This window comes from Pseudomonas mendocina (assembly GCF_003008615.1).
Lineage (GTDB): Bacteria > Pseudomonadota > Gammaproteobacteria > Pseudomonadales > Pseudomonadaceae > Aquipseudomonas > Aquipseudomonas mendocina_C.
The window spans coordinates 4,110,530-4,131,450 of the sequence record NZ_CP027657.1 but is presented as its reverse complement, the minus strand read 5'-3'; the positions used below and the strand labels follow the sequence as shown (position 1 = coordinate 4,131,450).

The following is a 20,921-nucleotide window of genomic DNA, read 5'->3' as shown; positions in this document are numbered from 1 at the left end:
TCCACAGGTTGTTCTTCGCCGAGTACCTTGCATTGCCTCACACAGCGCACTATCTTGTATCCCCATCGCGAAGCACCCACCAGATATTGGGTTGAAGCGAAATACCGGATACAAGAATCACGTATCGCGCAAGCCCTTTTCGCAGCGTTTTCCAGTGATTACACCGACAGATTCAAGCAAGCCCAGGCCAAGCCTGGGCTACAGCCGCGGAGCATTTCCTCGAAGGTGCCCGTGAGCTGGTCAGGCAACGGACATATTCGTTGACCGACCACTATATGTAGTAGGCGGGGTGTGGTAATGCCCCGCTTTGACTTTTGCGCCAGGACGGCATCCGAAGTCGTGCCCTACCTGCCCGCTCTTGCAACACCCCGTGCCCGGCCTCGCTGCCGCGTGCGGCTCAGTTGTTAATGGAATGAACGGCGGACAGGGCGCGGTTTCTAATCGTGACGTCCAACCAGAAAATTACAGAACACGGAGATCCCCATGCAGACCGACATCACTCGCGAGAACCCGCAGGCCGTGGCGCCGCAGACCGACGATTCCTCCCAGAATCTGGCTGCAACCGCTCCCGGCCAGCTACGCGTGATCAAGCGCAACGGCACCGTCGTCCCCTACACCGATGACAAGATCACCGTCGCCATCACCAAAGCGTTCCTCGCAGTGGAAGGCGGTACCGCCGCTGCCTCTTCGCGCATTCACGATACCGTCGCGCGCCTGACCGAACAGGTCACCGCCACCTTCAAGCGCCGCATGCCGTCCGGCGGCACCATCCACATCGAAGAAATCCAGGATCAGGTCGAACTGGCCCTGATGCGTGCCGGCGAGCAGAAAGTCGCCCGCGACTACGTGATCTACCGCGAAGCCCAGGCCAGCAAGCGCAAGAACGCCAATGCCGGCAGCGAAATCGCCCAGCCGCACCCGAGCATCCGCATCACCGCCGCCGATGGCAGCCTGCAGCCGCTGGACATGGGCCGCCTGCAGACCATCATTCGCGAAGCCTGCGAAGGTCTGGCTGAAGTCGACGGTTCGCTGATCGAGCGCGAAACCCTGAAGAACCTGTACGACGGCGTGGCCGAGAAAGACGTCAACACCGCCCTGGTGATGACCGCCCGTACCCTGGTCGAGCGTGAGCCGAACTACAGCTACGTCACCGCCCGCCTGCTGATGGACAACATCCGCGCCGAAGCCCTGACCTTCCTCAACATCACTGGCAGCGCCACTCACCACGAGATGGCCGACCTGTACGCCAAGGCCCTGCCGGCCTATGTCGAAGCTGGCTCGCAATTCGAACTGCTCGACCCGAAACTCAAAGAGTACGACCTGGAGAAGCTGGGCAAGGCGCTGAACCACGAGCGTGACCAGCAGTTCACCTATCTGGGCCTGCAGACCCTGTACGACCGCTACTTCATCCACAAGGACGGCATCCGTTTCGAACTGCCGCAGGTGTTCTTCATGCGCGTGGCCATGGGCCTGGCCATCGAAGAGCCGAAGAACCGCGAAGACCGCGCCATCGAGTTTTACAACCTGCTGTCCTCGTTCGACTACATGGCGTCGACCCCGACCCTGTTCAACGCCGGCACCCTGCGTCCGCAGCTGTCGTCCTGCTACCTGACCACCGTCCCGGACGACCTGTCGGGCATCTACGGCGCCATCCACGACAACGCCATGCTGAGCAAATTCGCCGGCGGTCTGGGTAACGACTGGACTCCAGTGCGCGCGCTGGGCTCCTACATCAAGGGCACCAACGGCAAATCCCAGGGCGTCGTGCCCTTCCTCAAAGTGGTCAACGACACCGCCGTGGCGGTCAACCAGGGCGGCAAACGCAAGGGCGCGGTCTGCGCCTACCTGGAAACCTGGCACATGGACATCGAGGAATTCCTCGAGCTGCGCAAGAACACCGGTGACGACCGTCGTCGTACCCACGACATGAACACCGCCAACTGGATTCCGGACCTGTTCATGAAGCGCGTCTTCGAAGACGGCAAGTGGACCCTGTTCAGCCCGTCCGAAGTACCGGATCTGCACGACCTGACCGGCAAGGCCTTCGAAGAACGCTACGAGTACTACGAAGCCCTGATCGAGTACGGCAAGATCAAGCTGTACAAGACCATCCAGGCCAAAGACCTGTGGCGCAAGATGCTCTCGATGCTGTTCGAGACCGGCCACCCATGGCTGACCTTCAAGGATCCGTGCAACCTGCGCAGCCCGCAGCAGCACGTGGGCGTGGTACACAGCTCCAACCTGTGCACCGAGATCACCCTGAACACCAACAAGGACGAGATCGCCGTCTGCAACCTGGGTTCGGTCAACCTGGTCAACCACATCGTCGACGGCAAGCTGGACATCGAGAAACTCGGCCGCACCGTGAAGACCGCTGTGCGCATGCTCGATAACGTCATCGACATCAACTACTACAGCGTCGACCAGGCACGTAACTCCAACTTCAAGCACCGTCCGGTCGGCCTCGGCCTGATGGGCTTCCAGGACGCCCTGTACCTGCAGCACATCGCCTATGGCTCCGACGCTGCCGTCGAGTTCGCCGACAAGTCGATGGAAGCCATCAGCTACTACGCCATCCAGGCTTCCTGTGACCTGGCCGAAGAGCGCGGCGCCTACAGCACCTTCGAAGGCTCGCTGTGGAGCAAGGGCATCCTGCCGCTGGATTCGCAGCAGATCCTGATCGAGGCCCGTGGCCAGAAGTACATCGACGTCGACCTGTCCGAGTCGCTGGACTGGGCACCGATCCGCGAGCGCGTGAAGAAAGGTATTCGTAACTCGAACATCATGGCCATCGCGCCGACCGCGACCATCTCCAACATCATTGGCGTGTCGCAGTCCATCGAGCCGACCTACCAGAACCTGTACGTGAAATCGAACCTCTCCGGCGAATTCACCGTGATCAACCCCTACCTGGTTCGCGACCTGAAGAACCGCGGCCTGTGGGACAGCGTCATGGTCAACGACCTGAAGTACTACGACGGCTCCGTGCAGCAGATCGAGCGCATCCCGCAGGATCTGAAAGACCTGTACGCCACCGCGTTCGAAGTGGAAACCAAGTGGATCGTCGACGCTGCCAGCCGTCGCCAGAAGTGGATCGACCAGGCTCAGTCGCTGAACCTGTACATCGCCGGCGCCTCGGGCAAGAAGCTGGACGTGACCTACCGCATGGCCTGGTACCGTGGCCTGAAAACCACCTACTACCTCCGTGCCCTGGCCGCCACCAGCACCGAGAAATCCACCATCAACACCGGCAAGCTCAACGCAGTGTCCGCTGGTGGCGACGAAGGCTTCTCGGCCAAGGCTCAGGCTCCGGCTCAGCAGGCCGCACCGGCCCCGGCGCCAGTACCGAAAGCGTGCGCCATCGATGAACCCGACTGCGAAGCTTGTCAGTAAGGCTGGCGCGTGGATCTGAGCGGCATTCGCGGCGTTACCTGCTAGAGCGGCCCCCATCACGTACATGCGTACGCTCAGGGGCTCCACTCCAGCAGGTGCCTTGCGACTACTCGCTCAGCTACACGCTCGATAGCTGAATGAAAAGCTGAAGCAACACACGGTTAATCCCCTCTCCCGCTTGCGGGAGAGGGTTAGGGAGAGGGCAAAGCTCTTCCGTAGGAGCGGCTTCAGCCGCGAAATTCGCGGATAAATCCGCTCCTACAGGGCCACCCCTCCCCACCAATTCCCGCCCCTCCTCCTCCGGGTCGAGTGGCAACGGTCAGCCAGCAATCCATCGCCTGCTGACCAGTGGTACCCGTTTACCCTTGCGCGCATCACGCAACGGAACATAATTCAAATTATCTGTATATCCATACAGGCCGGTTTATTCACCGGCCCTCACGCAGGAGCCAAGCCATGCTGAGCTGGGATGAATTCGACAAGGAAGACGGCGCAGAAGCAGCCGCCGCAAGCAAAGCCACCGCACAAAGCGCCGGCACCAACTTCGACAAGCTCGACAGCGAAGCTGCCGGCTCGGTCGAGCAGGCACGCGCCGTTGACGCCAACGACTCCGACGCCGTCGCTCGCGCCAAGAAAGCCCTGAACGACCTCGACATTCAGGAAGGCCTGGACGACCTCGAAGGCGCCTCCGCGCGCGTACAGGTCGGCGACAAGCAGATGATCAACGCCCGCGCCGACCTCAACCAGCTCGTACCCTTCAAGTACGACTGGGCCTGGCAGAAGTATCTGGATGGTTGCGCCAACCACTGGATGCCGCAGGAAGTGAACATGAACGCCGACATCGCGCTGTGGAAATCCACAGACGGTCTCAGCGAAGACGAGCGCCGCATCGTCATGCGCAACCTCGGCTTCTTCTCCACCGCCGACAGCCTGGTTGCCAACAACCTGGTACTGGCCGTGTACCGCCTGATCACCAACCCCGAGTGCCGCCAGTACATCCTGCGCCAGGCCTTCGAGGAAGCGATTCACACCCACGCCTACCAGTACTGCATCGAATCGCTGGGCATGGATGAAGGCGAGATCTTCAACATGTACCACGAGATCCCGAGCGTCGCGAAAAAAGCCTCCTGGGGCCTCAAGTACACCCGCTCGATCTCCGATCCCAAGTTCCAGACCGGCACCCCGGAAACCGACCGCCAGTTCCTGCGTAACCTGATCGCTTACTACTGCGTACTGGAAGGCATCTTCTTCTACTGCGGCTTCACCCAGATCCTCTCCATGGGCCGCCGCAACAAGATGACCGGCACCGCCGAGCAGTTCCAGTACATCCTGCGTGACGAGTCCATGCACCTGAACTTCGGCATCGACGTGATCAACCAGATCAAGATCGAAAACCCGCACCTGTGGGACGCCCAGATGAAGGACGAAGCGACCCAGATGATCCTGCAGGGCACCCAGCTGGAGATCGAATACGCGCGTGACACCATGCCGCGCGGCGTACTGGGCATGAACGCCGCGATGATGGAGGACTACCTCAAATTCATCGCCAACCGCCGCCTGACCCAGATCGGCCTGAAGGAAGAGTACCCGGGTACTACCAACCCCTTCCCGTGGATGAGTGAGATCATGGATCTGAAGAAGGAGAAGAACTTCTTCGAGACCCGAGTGATCGAGTATCAGACTGGTGGGGCGTTGAGCTGGGATTGACACAGTAGATTTTTATAAATAAAAAAGGCCGCTTTAAGCGGCCTTTTTTATTTCTCAGGAACTGGAACACCACGAACATGGAAAGCGAAGCAAAAAGACTGCTAATTAAAAAGATAGAAGAACTGCAAAATATAGCTGCCTCTCAATGGGAAGGCCGCGAGCAAGAGGCAGTTGTCTATATAACTCGCGAATTAGAAAAAACTGTAGGAATTGGCCTGAGCAGAGAGACAAAACAGTCAACTGCCACACAAGAAGGCTACTTCTATGTGGCAAGAGGCGCTGCAGCCGCATTCAAATTACTGCTACCTAAAATACAGGATATCCCAGGTCCAATCCCTTGGATGCCAAGTGACGCAAGGCTAAGCGCGCACACTTACTCCTACCTCACAAGCCTAGGAAAACTATCCCACTTATTAAGACTCGCCTCGCTGGAAGCCACAGGTCTATCGAAGACGCATGTCAGCGAAGACAAGTCTGTAGTAGAAATATCAATAGATACAAAAGCCTCTTTGGTAGAACGCGCCCAAACAACGCTTCAAAAGTTAGCACTAGCGAGCGAAGCGCCAAAATCTAAAAGCGGCGAATTGTTAAAAATTGAGAACAAAAAAATAACTCGAAAAATGTACAGCTACGTGGACTGCGCTAACGAATGGTTTATCAAATATGACAACGACTTTGAGCTAGTGAATTTATATAGAAAAAAAGCCGCTATTTACGGACATAACTTCCTAGAGCGCGAAGCTCTTCCTGACGACTCAATCATTGGAGACAGATCGTTTAAAGAGTGGAAGCTTATTTGCGAACAAGCGCTGGGAAGAATCCTGAGCCATATTGACTTTGCAAAAACCCTGAAAACTAAACACCCACATATCTCGTTAGAAAACGTAAACACACTGTATGTTAGAAAAGAAGATATATCAGACGTATGGATAGAAGCAGGGTTAAAGCCTGAACTAGTAAAAACAACCATTGAAGCATTGACGGTCACATCTCAAAGCATTACCGAATGGGAAAGAGACTTTGAAACACCCTGTCCTTTTTACATTGAGTACGGTAAGGACTTCTTCCTCTTGCCCTGTTTTGGCGCTCTCTCAAATCCTTATTACGCATTATTTAGGCATTTGCGAGCCACATACACGGCTGATTGGGATAGAGCTGTAGACCGTAGAGAGGATCAATTTAGATCCGACTTGGAAAAAGCATTCCCCAAGTCCCATTACTCAATCCCCGCCACAGGATTCAAGCTAAAAAGAAAAGATAACTCAACACTAACTGACATAGATGCAGTCATTATAGACAGGCATAGCGGCGACATTGCCCTTATCCAATTAAAATGGCACGACATATACGGCCGCTCAACCTCTCAGCGAAAAAGCAGAAGTACGAACATTTTACAAGCAAACAAATGGGTTGATTCTGTAAACACCTGGGTAGGTTCCAGAACCAGCACTGAAATAAAAGGTTCGTTAGGAATCAATGTAAACTCACATTCCAACTCAAACTCACGACCCATAATATATGTCATAGCTAGATATACAGCTCGTTTCGGAGACATTACCAACCAAGATGAGCGCGCAGTGTGGCTAGGATGGCATGAAATATTGTTTGCATCGAAGAAGCTAGAAAAGAAAAATAGACTAACGAACATCCCGTTATTCATAAATAATATTCAAAATGAATTTACTCACTCGCCAACAAATGAAGAATTCCACTTTCAAGATATAACCGTGAAATTAAAAGAAAAATCATAATCGCAAGAGCTACCCGAGAAAGGAGATGGGGACAGACCGCCGTGAAAAAGGGGACAGATTTATTTTCTCTGTCGTTCACACTTACCGGTTTCGCCCTTACGGCGAGTCACTTGACTCGCTTCGCTCGCCCTTCGGGCCAGCCTGCGGCTGTTACTCCGCTGCGCTCCGTTTCTCTTTGCTCGCGCGAAAGAGAAAGTAACCAAAGAGAAAGCGCGCCCGGCATCCGGGTTTCGCTGCGCTCAACTCCCCTCGCTCCGGCACTGCTCCGAGGGTCGTCGCGAAGGGCCATCCCTGGCCCATCACTCCTCGTTTGGCATCCATGCCAAACGCCCCTCTCCACAGCACCTCCACTCGGCCTCCTGACGGGATTCGGGGATCGCGGTGCATGAGCGTTTTGTGGAAGGCAGAGCAACAAACAACAGCAGAGGGCTCACTCCAGCAGCAAGAAAGCGGCCCGGATAGCCATCACAAAAGAGGATCTGCTATATCTTCGTTGTGGTTCGTTGAATGACCTTCGCCGGAGGATGTTATGCCTGGATGCAAGAAGTGTGGGATCGAAATCGCCCTGAGCTTTTTTTACCGGCACTTGTCGAAGTGTGCTCCAGACACCTTCGCGGAACTCCCTCCGCACGCAAAGTATTGGGCTCCGCACGAGTTCGTCAAGAGAGGCTACTTCAACCAGTTCCCAGGAATTCAGGATCCGCTCAAGCTGAAAAAGGACGTCATCTGGGAGGCCCTCGGCGAACCCTGGATTCGCAAGAGCGTCGATACGGCGCTTACCAAAATCCTCTCATCACCCCACAAGCTTCAGGACTTCGATCACGTCGCCTTCAAAACTCGCATATTCATCTCGCAGGACGTGATTCAGCCTAGCGTCTACTACCGCAAGATGAGCCAAGGGGAGTGGGACGCGGTCAAGAATCTCCCTAATCCATTCCAGGGCACGTTCAACCATATCAATACCGACCATTATCGGTACTGGATGTCGTCTTCTCTGCGAAAAGTTTCCGCATTCGGCAACGCGAACGCCACGGATGCTGAGGGCATAATCGTGAAAATCACGTTCAGCCAGGATCCGCTCCTCAAGTTCGCCCTCAGACTCGCTGCTCACCAGAAGTCCGGCGTCCAGGCAGATGCCAGCAAAGTAGCCGTCCACCGAGAAGGATTTGCCGAGATCGGCAACATGAGTACCGATACCGATCTGGCAGAGGTGCTAGTGCCAACGAGGTTGCACCACAACCTGGGCTTCACGAGTGCGCAGGCAGCCGAGCTGAATGGAATCAAGCAATCATTTGTAAGCCTGTAATTACGGGTCTGTAGATATAACTCTGCCGTAGCGTGCGCATCTGCCAGTCCGAGCAATCAAAAAATGGGACAGATTTATTTGCTACGTCGCCCTCTTCTACTGGTTTCGCCCTTACGGCGAGTCACTTGACTCGCTTCGCTCGCGCAGAAAGTAACCAAAGAGAAAGCGCATCCGGCATCCGGGTTTCGCTACGCTCCACTCCCCTCGCTCTGGCGCTGTTACGAGGGTCGTCGCGAAGGGCCATCCATGCCAAACGCCACTCTCCACAGCACCTCCACTCGGCCTCCTGACGGGATTCGGGGATCTCGTCGTCTGATCTGGCGGTGCAGGTAAATCAAAAGAAAAAGCAGAGCCAAGGAACCCCTGAAAAAGTCGTCATTCCCGCGCAGGCGGGAACCCAGAACCTGCGAGCGTCCTGGGCTCCCGCCTTCGCGGGAGTGACGATAAATGACATTTTCAGAACATCCCGAAAGCATCGTGGCGTTGCCGCGATACTCGGGCTCTTTAATGTTGGAACGCCAATCTCACAGACGACGCCAAACGCCCCGTCAGGAGGCCGAGTGGAATCGTTGTGAAACGAAGCGCAGCGCAGTAAAAACCGAAGGCTGGCCCGCAGGGTGAGCGCAGCGAATCAACCCGACGAAGTCGGGCCGGATGCCAGGGGCAAAGACCTCTTGGTTAATTTTGGCGGGGCCGGCCATCTAGGCGTTTGCCAGAAGTGACCCGCCGTAAGGGCGAAACCGGTGTCAAGAACCACAAATCAGCGGCGGGTTCACTCCGTAGCTAGTCGCCAGAACAAACGCAGAGCGTTTTCCTCCATCGAATGCCCTGCCTACATTTTGCGGAGCAGATCCAGCAGCACCGCGAACAGATGCAATACGCTGTTCCAGCTCCGCAGCAATAGCCCTCCAGGAAAATGATGCATGGAAGTTCGCTTACTGTCCGAACCGGAGTTCGGCAACGTCCAGTTCTACAGAATCATTACCCTCCTCTTCCTGCTGGTCATGACAGGCATCACGCTGAAGGGAGTGGCAAACGATGAATTCGCCCTTCTTTCTGCCCTACCCTGCGTCATATTGGTAATGGCGTGCCGCTTCATCGTGGAATGGCTCAGGGTCGACAAAAGCCAACCGGCGTTCATCCACGCGGACGAACTGGTGCTGTGCGGCGAGACCAACAACCGCCGGATTCCTCTGGCGAAGATCAGCTCGATCAAGGCCAGACACAGCATCTTCATGGTGCGCCGCTATCGCTCCTGGTCGGAGCACGTAGCATTTCTCGAACTAACCCTGAATAGCAGCGAGCGCCTCTACACCCTCGCCGAAAGTGCCGTCTTCGAAATGCCTCCGGCCAAGGGTACGGTGAAGGCAATCGAAGCGGCGATCCTCTCCGCCAAGATGAAAGACACCGCCCAGCGCCAGCAGGACGGTAGCAAATAGACCGCACACCAGCCGCAGCGGATGAAAAAGTACCTCTCCCCCTACGTAACGATTCATTCGGCGAAACGATCAAGGCTCTTCAGTCGCCAGAGAAACATTGATGTAGAAAAACGTTATCTCTGGCCAGGAATCACGTTTGTTTACAGGCGTCTCCTCGGATCCCATGCCGAGCATGTACCCCAACTGCGTCGTTTCATCACGATAAAAGTAAGGCGTTGAATCCCAACCACAACAGATGTATCGAAGCGCTGGCTGACCGAAGTGACGACTCATGTACTGTTCGGCCTCACGTGCATCCGAGCCCTTTACGCGATAGCGGGCGACGAAAGGCTTTCCCTGAGCATCGATATCTTGAGTGCACTCCAGAAGCTCCACAAACCCGGGTTTATCACTGAGCTTCGCGAGAAAGTCCTCGCAGCGCAGTTCCGCTTGCGCACAACCAACCAGCGCCGACAGCACCAGAAAAAGAAGCCCGCTGATCAACCGATTCATTCACTTATCCATAACCAGCGTTCCAATAGATTTCCCTTTTCCTTCTTTCATGCCCTTATCAACAGACAGGTAGCCGTGCGTAGCAAGCAGCCCGGACTCCACCCTGCAAAGCGTTACAATGACGCCCGCCGATTCATGAGACCTGCCTTGCCATGTTCACCCTCACCCACCTGAACACCCCACCACCCGAATCCCTGAAAAGCCAGGTGCTGCAAATGGTGGTGGATTACTTCAGCGATATCAGCCCGGTGCCGCTGACGCCCAGCAACCCGCTCTATCAGTTGTACCAGTACGTGATCGGCTACGAAGTGCATCTACATCTTCAGGCCATGAATGGTGAAGCGGATAGCCCCGCGCAGTTGCTGCTGGCTCTGGATGATGAAGACCCGTCCCAGGTGCTGGGTTTCACTCTTTATCTACCCAGCCAGGATGACCCCGAAGCCTGCACCCTGAGCTATATGGCCGTACAGGCCAGCCACCGCCAGCTTGGTGTCGCAAGGGCCATGCTGCGGCAACTCATCGAGCGCAGGCCGCATGTCGAACTGACGTGCGTGGCAAGCAAGGTGCCCTACTTCGAAACGATGGGGTTTCAGGTGCTGGCCGCGCATGGCTCGCAGGTGCTGATGAATACCCGTGACCAGCGCTCCGACGGTATGGTGGCGGTGCAGGATCTGGCTCCGGTGTTTCAGTCCACCGAAGTGCGTCAGATTCACGCCTACCTGCTAAAGCAGCACGGTAAGCAGGCAATGAGTGAGGCAGAAACACAGCGTGACCATTACCTCGATCAGTTGGCCTACGAGGCTCAACAACTCGTACGCGAGCGTCTCACGCCAACCGTTCACTAGCAGAGTTTGGCACCGTCATCTGCATCAGCCGCCGCGGTCGGTAGCAGGCAGCGCGGGAACGACCGCCAGCTCGCGCAGGATATCGACGCTAGGTATCCGTAGAACGCCCGAACGATACGCTTTGAAGCCATAGGCAGTGGCCCGATAAACACAGGGCACTGACTGCCTGGCGTCCAGCAGCTCACGCAGCTCCTGCGCCTGCAGAACGCGCTGGCTACGCCCCTCATTAAGGTTCTCGACGAACATGATCGACGAGTGAAAGACGAAGGGGGAAACAGTCGGCCCTGCTGCAAGAAGAAGAAATAAGTCCCGTCGCTACATACCGCTCAGAGCTGTGCACGTTGGTACTCGTGACGCGGTGCGTCACGGGCTGCATTCCTACGCGGAGCGTGGGAACGATCATTGACCGCTAGCCTTTGCCTTTCTTCTTGGCAATCGCCTTCACCCGCACCGCAGCCTTCTGCACGCAGGCCATCTTCTCGGGGCGTTTCATGCCCCGCCATTTGCGGATTTCCTCGCGCGTGCGCCCGCAACTGACGCACAGCTCGCTGTTGAGCTGACACAGCGACACGCAGGGGTTCTCAATGTCCTTGGCCACGTTTGCCCCTTGCCGGCTGCTCGACCGAAAACGCGACATGCGCGGCGACACTGGAAACGCTGATGCCCACTTCATCAAAGGCGGCCAACGTCAGGGCCAGCATTCTCTCCTTGTCCGGGCTGGCGAGTGCCCGTGCCTTGTTGGCCTCGGTATCGAACATCCAGGTCACCACCAGGCTCTGCGGAAACTGCTCGTAGTCGACATCATGGGTCAGCCACTGGAAGCCGACGATTTCGCTTTTTGCCGTTTCGCAGGCAATGGTCAGGGTGCGGATAAGCTCGCGCTCGATGCCGGCGTATTTTCGTTTCGACGATGCCATAAGGCCCTTCTGGGTCTGAGTTCGTTGCAGCGCCATGTTACCCGAGGGACTTAACGCCAAAGGAAAAGGACACGGATTGATTTTCACCCGAGCCCTTTCGACTTATGCTCGCGCGCACAGCGGCGCAACGCCCGAAACGGCCCTGATCATTCAAGGAAGAAAAGATGCGAAATATCATTCTATTGAGCCTGTGCCTCGGCCTCGTAGCCTGCAGTGCCAACCCACAGCACCTGTATCAGGAACAAGTCGTCAACGCCTCGACTCCGCTGGCGAAAACACCGGAGGAGGCCCTTCGCAATACCTCCGCCCAGCCCATGCAGATTGCGCCCGGCTGGCGCCCCGAGCAGTGGAAGATCACCGCCGAGGAACCTCGCCTGCTGATCAACGGCACGCCATCGAACTACCGGGTATTTTCGGTTGACCTCAAAGCCGGCAAGCCCTTCCAGATCAAGGTGAACTCGTGGTGCGTGAACGCCTGCCTGGGCTTCAGCAAGTACGTGCTGGCACCCTATCTGATTCTGCTGGACGACGAGTCGAAGGTGGTGGGTCAGGGCTTTGGCCAGGTGCGTGGCATCGTCGGTGTCATCGATCAGGATCTGACTGGGCAGGTCGACCGCGACGGCACCTACTACCTGATCGTCGCGGCAGACAACCGCAACCCTGGCAAACAGGTGCTGATCGACAACGTCATGGTGGTGGGCAGCAGCGTGCCGGCCAACGGCCCCCGCATCCAGGTCGGCATGGGCAGTTATCCCTTCGGCAGCGTCGCCCCCTTTCTGGTCGCGCCGCAATAGCGAGTGGCTCGGATAACGGCAGGATTAGAACCGCGATAAAACGCCCCAGCCCTCACTAAAGACATCAGCAATGTATTACCCACGAGAAGAAAAAAGAGATTTCCTCGCCACGCTCTCCACACTGTCGTTGATCGCGATCGTTCCCCTGGCCATTCTTGCCCTCATGAGCAACCACGGTGCGACCTCGCTCTTCATGCTGCTCGGCAGTCAGCAGGCGCAGGCCAGCATTACCGAGATACAGAGCACACCCAACCCTGACCTGAACATCATCACCTACAGCTATGACGCTGACGGAACAACGTTCACGGATACCTACACCCAGAACAGGCAGAACGACCCCGCGTCATACGCCATCGATGACACGATCGCGGTGATCCACTCCACCTGGTCACCCTCGATCAAGATGACGCAGGCCAATTACGACGCCAGCGGTACGGACGCCAAGGTTTTCATCGGCTGCACAACGGCGATCATCCTGTTGCTGTGCCTGTCTTTCTTTGCCCTGACGCGGCAGAGAAAGCATGCAGCAGAAGATTTCTATTATTGACCGCCCATGCGCCGCTCATGGCCGCACAGCCAAGCGCCACGCCCCTTGCACAGCCATCCATACGACGGGAGTTCCGATGCCCGGCATTACACATGTCGCCGATACCTTTCAGGCGTTCCTGAACGATCTGCAAGATCGCCGCACCCCAGCCCTGAAGCAGCTATCCAAGCTGCGCAACGGCTTCGAAGGCTGGTTCAAGATCGAGCTTTATCTGTGGCTGGCTGAACGCTACGGGCTGCAGCCTCAGACGGATGTCGGGGTCGAATACAAAGTCTGGCTGGATCAGCGGCGTGGGCAGATGGATCGCGAAACCAAGCAATGCGACTTGTGGGCGCGTGATGCTGAGACCAACGGCTACCACTACATCGAACTGAAGGTGCCGTTCGCCAACCACAACCGCGGCAAGATGCTTCTCAGCGCATCTGATGATTTCTGGTACATGTCACGCCTTCTCGCGGCCGACCAGTCTGCAGCGACCGGCAGTGTGATCCTGATAGGCGTGGGATTTGACGAGCAGACCTGGAAGCTGGCCATCGACGAAGCGATCACTTACGCAGGCAACGACCCGGCATGTGTACAGCGCAAGACAGGAACCGTGCGGCTGGAGGACGAGCGCTCCCTGCAATGGGCGGTGATGACCAAGTTATACCTGCCTCGCCGCAATACCGAGCGAGACAGGTAGCCGTCGCACCAGGCTCAGCCATACATGCCTGGAGAGGCTGCCGAGCCTCTAGGGAGAGTCTGAAATAGTCGTCATTCCCGCGCAGGCGGGAATCCAGACTCCCGCGGTACCTGGACTCCCGCCTTCGCGGGAGTGACGGTATGGGGCTTTTTCAGAGTTTCCCTAGCGCTTGGCGATGATATAGACCGCATGGACGATGCCTGGGATGTAACCCAGCAGCGTCAGCAGGATGTTGAGCCAGAACGCACCGCCAAAACCCACCTGCAGGAACACACCCAGCGGCGGCAGGATGATAGCGATCAAGATGCGGATAAGATCCATGGCAAAGCTCCTTCTTGGCGTCCAAGACGCGGTCAGAACCATAGACCCTTGACTCAGGAGAGCGGTTCCCACGGCTGCGCTGGCCCCTTCCCGGCTAAGGAGAAAGACCATGGCAGAGCGGCCGAAGGAGGGAAGCCGTGAAGGTGCCCACCCTGCTCGTCGCGCCGGTGGTTGCCAGCAGAGTGCTATATCGGCAGGATTCGGGGGATAACAACAAGGAAGCTGAGTCCATGACTCCTCAAGACTATGACCGTCAGCGCATGCAATCCAACTTCCTCGAATCGCTGCTTGCGGTGTTGGTGATCGGGCTGTTCGTCCTGGCCATCTTTGGCATGGGAGGCGAGCTGCTGGTTGCCATGGCCGTGGTGATTGCGGGTGTACTGGTCAATCTCTATCGCCTGCACCATTCGATCACCGACTATTCCTGCCCCTCATGCGGGGAGTTGCCCCATGAGCGTGTCGACGAACGCGCCGGCCGCCAGCACGACCCAGCAACGCCCAACTGCCTGCACTGCGGCAAGGAGCTGTCGGAGTGACGTTGTCGGGCACCGCATGGAATGCCCTGCCCACCCCATCAGCGCTTGATACAGGCGAACAGTGCATTACCCGATGCGGTATCCCAGGGCATCAGCCGCTGGTAATCATGTTCCAGCACCTGCACCTCGAAGTGCGGCTCCAGTAGCGCCTGCAACTCGGCGAAACTCACTGCCACCATGGGATGCTCATCGTCCCAGACCTCGGTCTGCCCATCCACGCTTCGCTCGATGCGCAGTCGTAGCGCTTGGTGCTCGCCCTCGCCGCGGTAGTACCAACCGGAGCTGAAGCGAAACTGGCCCTCGGCATAACGCGCGCTGTGGGAGACGAACGAGGCGTTGTCGATGCGCTGCTTGTCCACCGCGTTGAAACAGAACACCCCACCGCTCGCCAGGGCGCCATGCACGCTGGCGATGCAGGCCTTGAGTCGCTCGATACTGGCGCTGTAGTGGATGGAGTAGAGAAAGCAGGTGATCAGATCCAGCGGCGTTTCCACGCTGAAACCGCACATGTCCTGCAGGTCGAAGCGCGCCTCGGGGCAGCGCACGGCGGCGCGGTCGAGCATCGGTTGATTGATGTCGAGGCCGGCGCTGGCGTAACCCGCATCGAGGAAGTGCCGCACATGCGGGCCAGTGCCGCAGGCCAGGTCGAGGTGACGCTTGCCGCCATTGCCGAACAGTTGCTGCAGGCGATGGATGCAGTGGCTCTGCGCCTGATAGTCGATATCCGCGCACATCAGGTCGTAGTAACCCGACAGGTCGGTGTAGAGGGCATTGCCGGACATGATGACCTGCCGGGATGTCGAGGGGCGCGCATCATAGCTCAAGCAAAGCGTCGATAGCGCATGCTTTCGACGTGCTGGCGCCCCCGCGCGGCGCTACCGATTCAGGGCATGCGCACCGTCAGGCTGACCAGCTTGAGCACGATGGGCCGAACCAGCATTACGCAGACGAACGCCACCGGCATCGCCAGGCTGTAGGCGCTCAGCACGGCTTGCAGATAGCCGTCGCCAATCCCCTTGTTGGCAGCGGTGATCACCAGCGACATGAGCATGGCCATGATCGCTGACATGAAGAAGGCGAACGCCACGGGCATGGCGCGGGCAGGCAGCTTCCAGCTTCGCGTGGCAGAGGGAGTGAGTTCGAGATCGGACATGGGCGCGGTACCGGTTGGATGAAGTGCGAGGCACTCTAACGAGACCAGGGATTGCCGCGGTAGAGGGGCAAAGGTAAGTTAAGTATCAAGCTTAACTTACGGATCGATCGAGTATTGGAAAGCAAAAGCACGGATACCCTGCGCGGCCTGGAGAGTTTCGTCAAAGCCGTGGAAAGCGGCAGCATTGCCGCTGGCGCCAGGCTACAGGGCATCAGCGCCGCGGCAGCGAGCCAGAACATCGCCCGCCTGGAGCAGAGCCTGGGCACACGCCTGCTGACCCGAACCACTCGTAGCCTGGCGCTCACCGATGCCGGTGCGCTGTACTTCGAGCGGGTGCAGAGCGTGATCCAGGAACTGGAGCTGGCCCGCGCCGCCGTGGCCGACCTGCAGGATGAGCCCCGTGGCCTGCTGCGCATCGCCGCCAGTGCCGCCTTTGGCCGCCACGTGCTGGCACCGCGGATCCCCGGCTTCATGGCTCGCCATCCACGCATCCGCTGCGAACTGCTGACCACCGACGCCAGTGTCGACCACATCCAGGAAGGCGTGGACGTCAGCATCCACATCGAACAGCAGTTGCAGGACGGCCTGGTCGCCCGGCACATCGCCACCGCGCAGACTCGTTTCTGCGCCGCCCCGTCCTACTTGCAGCGTGCCGGACGACCGAGCGAGCCGGAGGATCTGCGCGATCACGACTGCCTGCTGTTTCGTATCGCTGTCGACGGACGCTTCCTGCGCTGGGGCTTCGTGCGTGACGGTCTGCACTTCGATGCACAGGTCAGGGCCAGCATGAGCAGCAACGACATCGACGCCCTCGCCCTATGCGCGGCAGCAGGTGGAGGCGTCACCCGCCTGGCCTCCTTCGTCGCCGATCCCTACCTGGCACGCGGCGAACTGGTGGAGCTGTTCTCTTCCGCGACGCCCACCCGCAGCCGGGCGACCAGCGCACCGCTGGATTATTACCTGTGCGTGCGTGATCGCTACGAGCTGACGCCCAAGGTTCGCCTGTTCATGGATTACCTGCTGCAGGCCTTGCCGGCAGAACTGAAGCCGCGCCCTGGCGGCAACTGGCGAGACGCGTCGGACAGCGCAAACGACTAGCCGGAGGTCGACTCCAGACAATTGCACCACAGCCTTGCGGCCTAAGGTGGGAAACCTTTTGTCTGAATCAGGAGCCTGACATGGCCAACAAACCGATCACCGTCCTGCGCGACACCCAACCGATGCCCGTCGTCGACGCCTGCAAATGGGAGCGCATCGAGGGTGAGCCGCACACCGTCAATCTCAACGCCTACACCTCCGATGACGGCAGCAAGATCATGGGCACCTGGATCTGCACACCGGGCAAATGGCGCGTGGAATACGTGAAGTGGGAGTACTGCCACTTCCAGGAAGGCTACTGCATCATCACCCCGGACGGCATGCAGCCGATTCACCTCAAGGCCGGCGACATCTTCGTGGTCGAGCCCGGCATGAAAGGCACCTGGGAAGTGGTCGAGACGGTGCGCAAGTACTTCGTGTTCGCCTGACGCGGCCTGACAGCGGCAACCTTGCTTGAAAAACCCAGGAACCTGGCCTATTCACAACGGTCAGTGCTACTCCGCCGATCCGGCGGTTTCCAACCACGGACGACCCACAAGGTCTTTCAGCAAGGAATTCTCATGAATCGACTCAAACTGCCGCTGTTCACCCTCGCCTGCGCCCTGCCCCTGGCAGCCTGCGCCGCCACGCTCGAGGCACTCAAGCCCTATCCTGCCGCCGCCGACGGCTACAGCCGCCATGTAATCGAGCTGCCAGCGCAGGCCGACGAAGCCGAGCACAAGGTGGAGATCATCGCCGGCAAGACCCTGGAAGTGGACTGCAACCAGCAGCGTCTAGGTGGCCAGTGGCAGGAAAAGACCGTGGAAGGCTGGGGCTACAGCTATTACGAGCTGGGCCAGGTCGGCCCGGCGATGAGCACGCTGATGGCCTGCCCGGACGGCAGCCGTAAACCGGCCTTCGTACGCGTTGGCGGCGAGCCGCAACTAGTGCGTTACAACAGCAAGCTGCCGCTGGTGATCTACGCCCCATCGGACGTCGAGGTGCGCTATCGCATCTGGTCGGCCGGCAGCGACGTCACCCAAGCGCCGCGTCAGTGACAGGCGGCTCGCGCGACAGCCTTTCCCGTCACCGATAGCCCATCGACACAGGTTGCCCAGCGCGGCTTATGAAAATAAGCCGCGCTGACGCCTTTATCACGCTGACTCCAACTCCCTTGCTGGTTATGCTCCGGCTTATCCCCAGCAAGCATCTGTAGCGGAACCAGCCATGGATATCGAACACCTCTTCGCCGAACTGCATAGCCTGCCCAGCATCCCCAAGGTCGCGCAGGAGCTGATCCAGCAGTTCGACAACCCCAGCGCCAATCTGGAAAGCGTGGCACGCAACATCGAACGTGACCCGGTGATCGCCGCCAAGGTGTTGCGCCTGGCCAACTCGGCACGTTTTCGTGGCGCCCGAGAAGCCACCAGCGTGGAAGACGCTGCCATGCGCCTGGGCTTCAACACCCTGCGCACGCTGGTGATGGCCTCGGCGGTGACCGGCGCGTTCAAGGTGGACACCGGCTTCGACCTGAAGGCCTTTTGGCTCAACAGCTTCCGCGTGGCGAGCATCGCCCGCACTCTGGCCAGGCAGTTGCAACTCGACGCCGACGCCGCTTTCACCTGCGGGATGATGCACAACATCGGCGAATTGCTGATCCAGGCCGGCGCGCCGGACTTTGCCCGCCGCCTCAACCGCCAACCGCAGCGCGAAGCCGCCGCTCATGCCGCCGAGGAAACCCTGCAACTGGGCTTCGGCTACCCGGAAGTTGGCGCCGAACTGGCACGCCGCTGGCAATTGCCGCAACTGATCCAGCACGCCATCGGCTACCAGGCCCGCCCCAGCCAGGCGCCGGACGACGGGGTCTATGCCCGGCTGGTGGCGCAATCGGTACTGATCGGCGAGACCATCGAACTCGACGGCGTCAGCGAGCAGGCTCAACAGAGCCTGGAAGGTCCACTGTTCGAGGAGGTCGACCTGGGCAAACTGTTCCAGGCGCTGCCCGCCGTACTCGAGGCAGACAAGGCATTCGCCGAGTTGCTGGGGTGAAATGAGGTCTGTCTGGCGACAGCCCGTCGCTTCGCTCAGGGCGCTGGCGGGAGCTGGTCAAGAGCAAGCAGGGAAGAAGATGAAAAACCGCGCCAGGCGTGAATGCGTGCTCAGCGTTAGCCTGATTTCTTGTCGGTATCGGCCTTGGCTGCAACGGCCAGGGCCATGACCACTTCACGCACCACTTTGCGCTGCGGCATCGGCAGGCCCAGAAAGGCCTCGATGACCTCACGTTCCTGATAGAACTTCGGATCCTCCCAACGACCACGCTGCTCACGCACGGTAGCCGCGGCGCGCTCACCGAAGCGCAGCACCTGCGGTTCGACACGCAGCCACTCGGCCAGTACCTGCAACTTGTCCTGGGAAGGGATCGCCTCACCACGCAGCCAACGTGAAACGGCCTGGAAGGTCACGGAGCGCCCCCAGTAGCGCGAGTTGAACTCACGCTCCAGCACGGCTGGGCGATCTGGATAGCCAGCCGCGATCATGGCACTGCGCAAGCGCTGGGCGAATTCTGTTTTCTCGGTCATGGACGCGGACGTTAAATTCCGCTTCCATGCTTGATTGAACATTCAGTTGTATTTTAAATGAAATTCATGATTTCATCGTTATTCGGAAGGTTTTATTTCGTGCACAAGGAGGCGCCATGATCAGTCCACTCAACCCCAGCTTCGAAGATATCCGCCTCACTGTGCAGCGGGCTGCGGATGGTCGTTTCTGGTTCGCCGCGCAGCCCGTCTGCCAGGCACTGGAACTGGCCGACGAACACGCGGCGCTGCTGAGCCACTGCCGCCCCGAAGGCATCTTGTTCGGCAACGAAGAAACGCCGCAGGCCATGATCGATCTGGAGAATCTGCTGCGCCTGAGCCTGCACAGCACCAGCCCACGAGCCGAGCGCCTGCGCGAGTGGTTATGCCAGGCCCTATTGCCGCACCTGTTCAGCAGCGCCAACCTGCCGAGCTACCGGCAACTGAACGCGGCAGACAAGCGCCTGCGCGTGCTCAAATGGCACGACGACTGGTGGATGTCGGTGAACGATGTGATGCAGTTGTTCGGAAGTCGGCCGGAACTGCTTGGACTGAACGATGAACACCGTTGCGGCTGAGCGCAGTGGGGCGGGGTGAATTCAGGAATGTGATGAAACCATCGTTATTCCCGCGAAGGCGGGAACCCAGAGATAGCGGTGGCACCTGGACTCCCGCCTTCGCGGGAGTGACGGTCATGGGCCTGCCAGGGTTGCCATGACGGCGCTTGGCTCCGTCACGACATGCAGCACTGCTTGTACTTCTTGCCGCTGCCACAGGGGCACGGATCGTTGCGACCGACCTTGGCGTCATCGCGGCGTACCGGCAGCAAGGGCTGCAGGTTCTGCTGCCAGTATTCGTAGAGTTCGACCGCTGCCGGCTCGATCATCGCCGTGCTGGCATCGTATTCGGCGTCGGACATGGCCTTGAGCGTTTCCGTGCCGCTTTCGTCACCGTGCAGGGCGATCAGCTTCAGCGCCGCTGACGCAGCCTCGGGCAATGCCTCTTCCAGCCAGCCGGCCACCGCAGCGCCACGCAGATAGCCCGAGCACCACTCCGAGACGATCAGTTTCTCGCCCTTGCCGTTGCTGTCCGCCAGGAAGATCGCCTCGTAGTCGTCCGGCTCCTCGCTGAGCATGTAGGTCGCCTCGCTCATCAGCTCGACAGCCAGCTTCATGAAGCGCTCGCCATCCTTGTCGCTGGGCCACTGCGGCGGCTGATCGGCCCAGATCGCCGAGTACCAGACGGCGGGCGCGACCTGGCGCGGTGCCGAGACGATGGCGGCAAAGAAGCCGTCCAGCTCGCTGGCGGACAGGATCGAGTCATCGTTGCCGTACTTGAGCAGCCACTGATCGAGCTTCTCCAACCCTCTGTTGTCCATCGCCACG

24 protein-coding genes are annotated in these 20,921 nt (G+C 58.7%); 15 read left to right on the top strand and 9 right to left on the bottom strand.

The features are described 5' to 3' along the window. The first annotated feature begins 483 nt into the window (after nucleotides 1-483). The 5 genes from C7A17_RS19240 to C7A17_RS19220 all read left to right on the top strand — a co-directional run bounded on the left by C7A17_RS19240 (nucleotide 484) and on the right by C7A17_RS19220 (nucleotide 9,596). On the top strand, nucleotides 484-3,393 hold the full coding sequence (locus C7A17_RS19240) for a ribonucleoside-diphosphate reductase subunit alpha (RefSeq protein ID WP_106739529.1): 2,910 nt from the start codon (nucleotides 484-486) through the stop codon (nucleotides 3,391-3,393). Between the two features lie 456 nt (nucleotides 3,394-3,849). After that, nucleotides 3,850-5,100 carry a ribonucleotide-diphosphate reductase subunit beta gene (locus C7A17_RS19235; RefSeq protein ID WP_106739528.1) on the top strand — a complete coding sequence of 417 codons (1,251 nt, stop codon included), beginning with the start codon at nucleotides 3,850-3,852 and terminating at the stop codon, nucleotides 5,098-5,100. 77 nt (nucleotides 5,101-5,177) lie between these two features. Then, entirely contained in the window at nucleotides 5,178-6,851 is a 1,674-nt protein-coding gene (locus C7A17_RS26820; RefSeq protein WP_158704686.1) for a hypothetical protein, read from the top strand. Between the two features lie 529 nt (nucleotides 6,852-7,380). Beyond that, nucleotides 7,381-8,157, top strand: coding sequence for a hypothetical protein (locus tag C7A17_RS19230; RefSeq protein ID WP_106739527.1), 777 nt, complete (start codon nucleotides 7,381-7,383; stop codon nucleotides 8,155-8,157). A 923-nt stretch (nucleotides 8,158-9,080) separates the two neighbouring features. Beyond that, nucleotides 9,081-9,596 (top strand): hypothetical protein, encoded by a 516-nt coding sequence (locus C7A17_RS19220; RefSeq protein WP_106739525.1) that lies wholly within the window; start codon nucleotides 9,081-9,083, stop codon nucleotides 9,594-9,596. 69 nt (nucleotides 9,597-9,665) lie between these two features. Here the strand turns inward: C7A17_RS19220 and C7A17_RS19215 are convergent, their stop codons facing one another. Continuing rightward, nucleotides 9,666-10,088 carry a DUF4952 domain-containing protein gene (locus tag C7A17_RS19215; protein WP_106739524.1) on the bottom strand — a complete coding sequence of 141 codons (423 nt, stop codon included), beginning with the start codon at nucleotides 10,086-10,088 and terminating at the stop codon, nucleotides 9,666-9,668. A gap of 152 nt (nucleotides 10,089-10,240) precedes the next feature. Between C7A17_RS19215 and C7A17_RS19210 the strand changes: the two genes are divergently transcribed. Then, nucleotides 10,241-10,933, top strand: a complete 693-nt coding sequence (locus C7A17_RS19210) for a GNAT family N-acetyltransferase (protein WP_106739523.1) — start codon at nucleotides 10,241-10,243, stop codon at nucleotides 10,931-10,933. Between the two features lie 24 nt (nucleotides 10,934-10,957). On the opposite strand, the gene C7A17_RS19205 is transcribed toward C7A17_RS19210, so the two are convergent. The 3 genes from C7A17_RS19205 to C7A17_RS19195 form a co-directional block, all read right to left on the bottom strand. Continuing rightward, complete coding sequence (locus C7A17_RS19205; RefSeq protein WP_106739522.1) at nucleotides 10,958-11,179, bottom strand: hypothetical protein; 222 nt, start codon at nucleotides 11,177-11,179, stop codon at nucleotides 10,958-10,960. A gap of 163 nt (nucleotides 11,180-11,342) precedes the next feature. After that, on the bottom strand, nucleotides 11,343-11,531 hold the full coding sequence (locus C7A17_RS19200) for a DUF1289 domain-containing protein (RefSeq protein WP_106739521.1): 189 nt from the start codon (nucleotides 11,529-11,531) through the stop codon (nucleotides 11,343-11,345). Further along, nucleotides 11,515-11,937, bottom strand: a complete 423-nt coding sequence (locus C7A17_RS19195; protein ID WP_394337047.1) for a hypothetical protein — start codon at nucleotides 11,935-11,937, stop codon at nucleotides 11,515-11,517. The genes C7A17_RS19200 and C7A17_RS19195 overlap by 17 nt, the downstream gene beginning before the upstream one ends. A gap of 77 nt (nucleotides 11,938-12,014) precedes the next feature. Here C7A17_RS19195 and C7A17_RS19190 point away from each other — a divergent pair, with 77 nt between their 5' ends. From C7A17_RS19190 to C7A17_RS19180, 3 genes are all read left to right on the top strand, one after another. Beyond that, on the top strand, nucleotides 12,015-12,644 hold the full coding sequence (locus C7A17_RS19190) for a hypothetical protein (RefSeq protein WP_106739519.1): 630 nt from the start codon (nucleotides 12,015-12,017) through the stop codon (nucleotides 12,642-12,644). Nucleotides 12,645-12,714: 70 nt separating this feature from the next. Next, on the top strand, nucleotides 12,715-13,191 hold the full coding sequence (locus C7A17_RS19185; protein ID WP_106739518.1) for a hypothetical protein: 477 nt from the start codon (nucleotides 12,715-12,717) through the stop codon (nucleotides 13,189-13,191). Next, nucleotides 13,166-13,873, top strand: a complete 708-nt coding sequence (locus tag C7A17_RS19180; protein WP_234035820.1) for a hypothetical protein — start codon at nucleotides 13,166-13,168, stop codon at nucleotides 13,871-13,873. Before C7A17_RS19185 ends, C7A17_RS19180 begins: the two co-directional genes overlap by 26 nt. Nucleotides 13,874-14,035: 162 nt before the next feature. Here C7A17_RS19180 and C7A17_RS19175 read toward each other — a convergent pair whose 3' ends face one another. Continuing rightward, on the bottom strand, nucleotides 14,036-14,194 hold the full coding sequence (locus C7A17_RS19175; RefSeq protein WP_009615518.1) for a YqaE/Pmp3 family membrane protein: 159 nt from the start codon (nucleotides 14,192-14,194) through the stop codon (nucleotides 14,036-14,038). A gap of 230 nt (nucleotides 14,195-14,424) precedes the next feature. Between C7A17_RS19175 and C7A17_RS19170 the strand changes: the two genes are divergently transcribed. Continuing rightward, on the top strand, nucleotides 14,425-14,730 hold the full coding sequence (locus tag C7A17_RS19170; protein ID WP_158704685.1) for a hypothetical protein: 306 nt from the start codon (nucleotides 14,425-14,427) through the stop codon (nucleotides 14,728-14,730). Between the two features lie 38 nt (nucleotides 14,731-14,768). Here C7A17_RS19170 and C7A17_RS19165 read toward each other — a convergent pair whose 3' ends face one another. Together C7A17_RS19165 and C7A17_RS19160 are read right to left on the bottom strand one after the other, a co-directional pair. Continuing rightward, complete coding sequence (locus C7A17_RS19165; protein WP_106739515.1) at nucleotides 14,769-15,512, bottom strand: class I SAM-dependent DNA methyltransferase; 744 nt, start codon at nucleotides 15,510-15,512, stop codon at nucleotides 14,769-14,771. A 101-nt stretch (nucleotides 15,513-15,613) separates the two neighbouring features. Then, nucleotides 15,614-15,883, bottom strand: coding sequence for a DUF2798 domain-containing protein (locus C7A17_RS19160; protein ID WP_106739514.1), 270 nt, complete (start codon nucleotides 15,881-15,883; stop codon nucleotides 15,614-15,616). A gap of 114 nt (nucleotides 15,884-15,997) precedes the next feature. Between C7A17_RS19160 and C7A17_RS19155 the strand changes: the two genes are divergently transcribed. The 4 genes from C7A17_RS19155 to C7A17_RS19140 all read left to right on the top strand — a co-directional run bounded on the left by C7A17_RS19155 (nucleotide 15,998) and on the right by C7A17_RS19140 (nucleotide 19,009). Next, nucleotides 15,998-16,981 carry a LysR family transcriptional regulator gene (locus C7A17_RS19155; protein ID WP_394337046.1) on the top strand — a complete coding sequence of 328 codons (984 nt, stop codon included), beginning with the start codon at nucleotides 15,998-16,000 and terminating at the stop codon, nucleotides 16,979-16,981. A gap of 80 nt (nucleotides 16,982-17,061) precedes the next feature. Further along, nucleotides 17,062-17,409, top strand: coding sequence for a cupin domain-containing protein (locus tag C7A17_RS19150; RefSeq protein WP_106739512.1), 348 nt, complete (start codon nucleotides 17,062-17,064; stop codon nucleotides 17,407-17,409). Between the two features lie 132 nt (nucleotides 17,410-17,541). Further along, complete coding sequence (gene eco, locus C7A17_RS19145; protein ID WP_106739511.1) at nucleotides 17,542-18,018, top strand: serine protease inhibitor ecotin; 477 nt, start codon at nucleotides 17,542-17,544, stop codon at nucleotides 18,016-18,018. A 169-nt stretch (nucleotides 18,019-18,187) separates the two neighbouring features. Then, nucleotides 18,188-19,009, top strand: coding sequence for an HDOD domain-containing protein (locus C7A17_RS19140; protein WP_106739510.1), 822 nt, complete (start codon nucleotides 18,188-18,190; stop codon nucleotides 19,007-19,009). A gap of 116 nt (nucleotides 19,010-19,125) precedes the next feature. Here the strand turns inward: C7A17_RS19140 and C7A17_RS19135 are convergent, their stop codons facing one another. Then, nucleotides 19,126-19,539 carry a transcriptional regulator gene (locus C7A17_RS19135; protein WP_106739509.1) on the bottom strand — a complete coding sequence of 138 codons (414 nt, stop codon included), beginning with the start codon at nucleotides 19,537-19,539 and terminating at the stop codon, nucleotides 19,126-19,128. Nucleotides 19,540-19,655: 116 nt separating this feature from the next. On the opposite strand from C7A17_RS19135, the gene C7A17_RS19130 reads away from it, so the two are divergent. Continuing rightward, nucleotides 19,656-20,114 (top strand): BRO-N domain-containing protein, encoded by a 459-nt coding sequence (locus tag C7A17_RS19130; protein WP_106739508.1) that lies wholly within the window; start codon nucleotides 19,656-19,658, stop codon nucleotides 20,112-20,114. Nucleotides 20,115-20,269: 155 nt separating this feature from the next. Here C7A17_RS19130 and C7A17_RS19125 read toward each other — a convergent pair whose 3' ends face one another. Beyond that, on the bottom strand, nucleotides 20,270-20,914 hold the full coding sequence (locus tag C7A17_RS19125) for a YecA/YgfB family protein (protein ID WP_106739507.1): 645 nt from the start codon (nucleotides 20,912-20,914) through the stop codon (nucleotides 20,270-20,272). Nucleotides 20,915-20,921: the final 7 nt, after the last annotated feature.

What these genes read in the sequence shown, in the direction of transcription:
- C7A17_RS19240 (WP_106739529.1), top strand. Translation starts at nt 484, where the DNA reads ATGCAGACCGACATCACTCGCGAGAACCCGCAGGCCGTGGCGCCGCAG.
- C7A17_RS19235 (WP_106739528.1), top strand. Translation starts at nt 3,850, where the DNA reads ATGCTGAGCTGGGATGAATTCGACAAGGAAGACGGCGCAGAAGCAGCC.
- C7A17_RS26820 (WP_158704686.1), top strand. Translation starts at nt 5,178, where the DNA reads ATGGAAAGCGAAGCAAAAAGACTGCTAATTAAAAAGATAGAAGAACTG.
- C7A17_RS19230 (WP_106739527.1), top strand. Translation starts at nt 7,381, where the DNA reads ATGCCTGGATGCAAGAAGTGTGGGATCGAAATCGCCCTGAGCTTTTTT.
- C7A17_RS19220 (WP_106739525.1), top strand. Translation starts at nt 9,081, where the DNA reads ATGGAAGTTCGCTTACTGTCCGAACCGGAGTTCGGCAACGTCCAGTTC.
- C7A17_RS19215 (WP_106739524.1), bottom strand. Translation starts at nt 10,088, where the DNA reads ATGAATCGGTTGATCAGCGGGCTTCTTTTTCTGGTGCTGTCGGCGCTG.
- C7A17_RS19210 (WP_106739523.1), top strand. Translation starts at nt 10,241, where the DNA reads ATGTTCACCCTCACCCACCTGAACACCCCACCACCCGAATCCCTGAAA.
- C7A17_RS19205 (WP_106739522.1), bottom strand. Translation starts at nt 11,179, where the DNA reads ATGTTCGTCGAGAACCTTAATGAGGGGCGTAGCCAGCGCGTTCTGCAG.
- C7A17_RS19190 (WP_106739519.1), top strand. Translation starts at nt 12,015, where the DNA reads ATGCGAAATATCATTCTATTGAGCCTGTGCCTCGGCCTCGTAGCCTGC.
- C7A17_RS19185 (WP_106739518.1), top strand. Translation starts at nt 12,715, where the DNA reads ATGTATTACCCACGAGAAGAAAAAAGAGATTTCCTCGCCACGCTCTCC.
- C7A17_RS19180 (WP_234035820.1), top strand. Translation starts at nt 13,166, where the DNA reads ATGCAGCAGAAGATTTCTATTATTGACCGCCCATGCGCCGCTCATGGC.
- C7A17_RS19175 (WP_009615518.1), bottom strand. Translation starts at nt 14,194, where the DNA reads ATGGATCTTATCCGCATCTTGATCGCTATCATCCTGCCGCCGCTGGGT.
- C7A17_RS19170 (WP_158704685.1), top strand. Translation starts at nt 14,425, where the DNA reads ATGACTCCTCAAGACTATGACCGTCAGCGCATGCAATCCAACTTCCTC.
- C7A17_RS19165 (WP_106739515.1), bottom strand. Translation starts at nt 15,512, where the DNA reads ATGTCCGGCAATGCCCTCTACACCGACCTGTCGGGTTACTACGACCTG.
- C7A17_RS19160 (WP_106739514.1), bottom strand. Translation starts at nt 15,883, where the DNA reads ATGTCCGATCTCGAACTCACTCCCTCTGCCACGCGAAGCTGGAAGCTG.
- C7A17_RS19150 (WP_106739512.1), top strand. Translation starts at nt 17,062, where the DNA reads ATGGCCAACAAACCGATCACCGTCCTGCGCGACACCCAACCGATGCCC.
- eco (WP_106739511.1), top strand. Translation starts at nt 17,542, where the DNA reads ATGAATCGACTCAAACTGCCGCTGTTCACCCTCGCCTGCGCCCTGCCC.
- C7A17_RS19140 (WP_106739510.1), top strand. Translation starts at nt 18,188, where the DNA reads ATGGATATCGAACACCTCTTCGCCGAACTGCATAGCCTGCCCAGCATC.
- C7A17_RS19135 (WP_106739509.1), bottom strand. Translation starts at nt 19,539, where the DNA reads ATGACCGAGAAAACAGAATTCGCCCAGCGCTTGCGCAGTGCCATGATC.
- C7A17_RS19130 (WP_106739508.1), top strand. Translation starts at nt 19,656, where the DNA reads ATGATCAGTCCACTCAACCCCAGCTTCGAAGATATCCGCCTCACTGTG.
- C7A17_RS19125 (WP_106739507.1), bottom strand. Translation starts at nt 20,914, where the DNA reads ATGGACAACAGAGGGTTGGAGAAGCTCGATCAGTGGCTGCTCAAGTAC.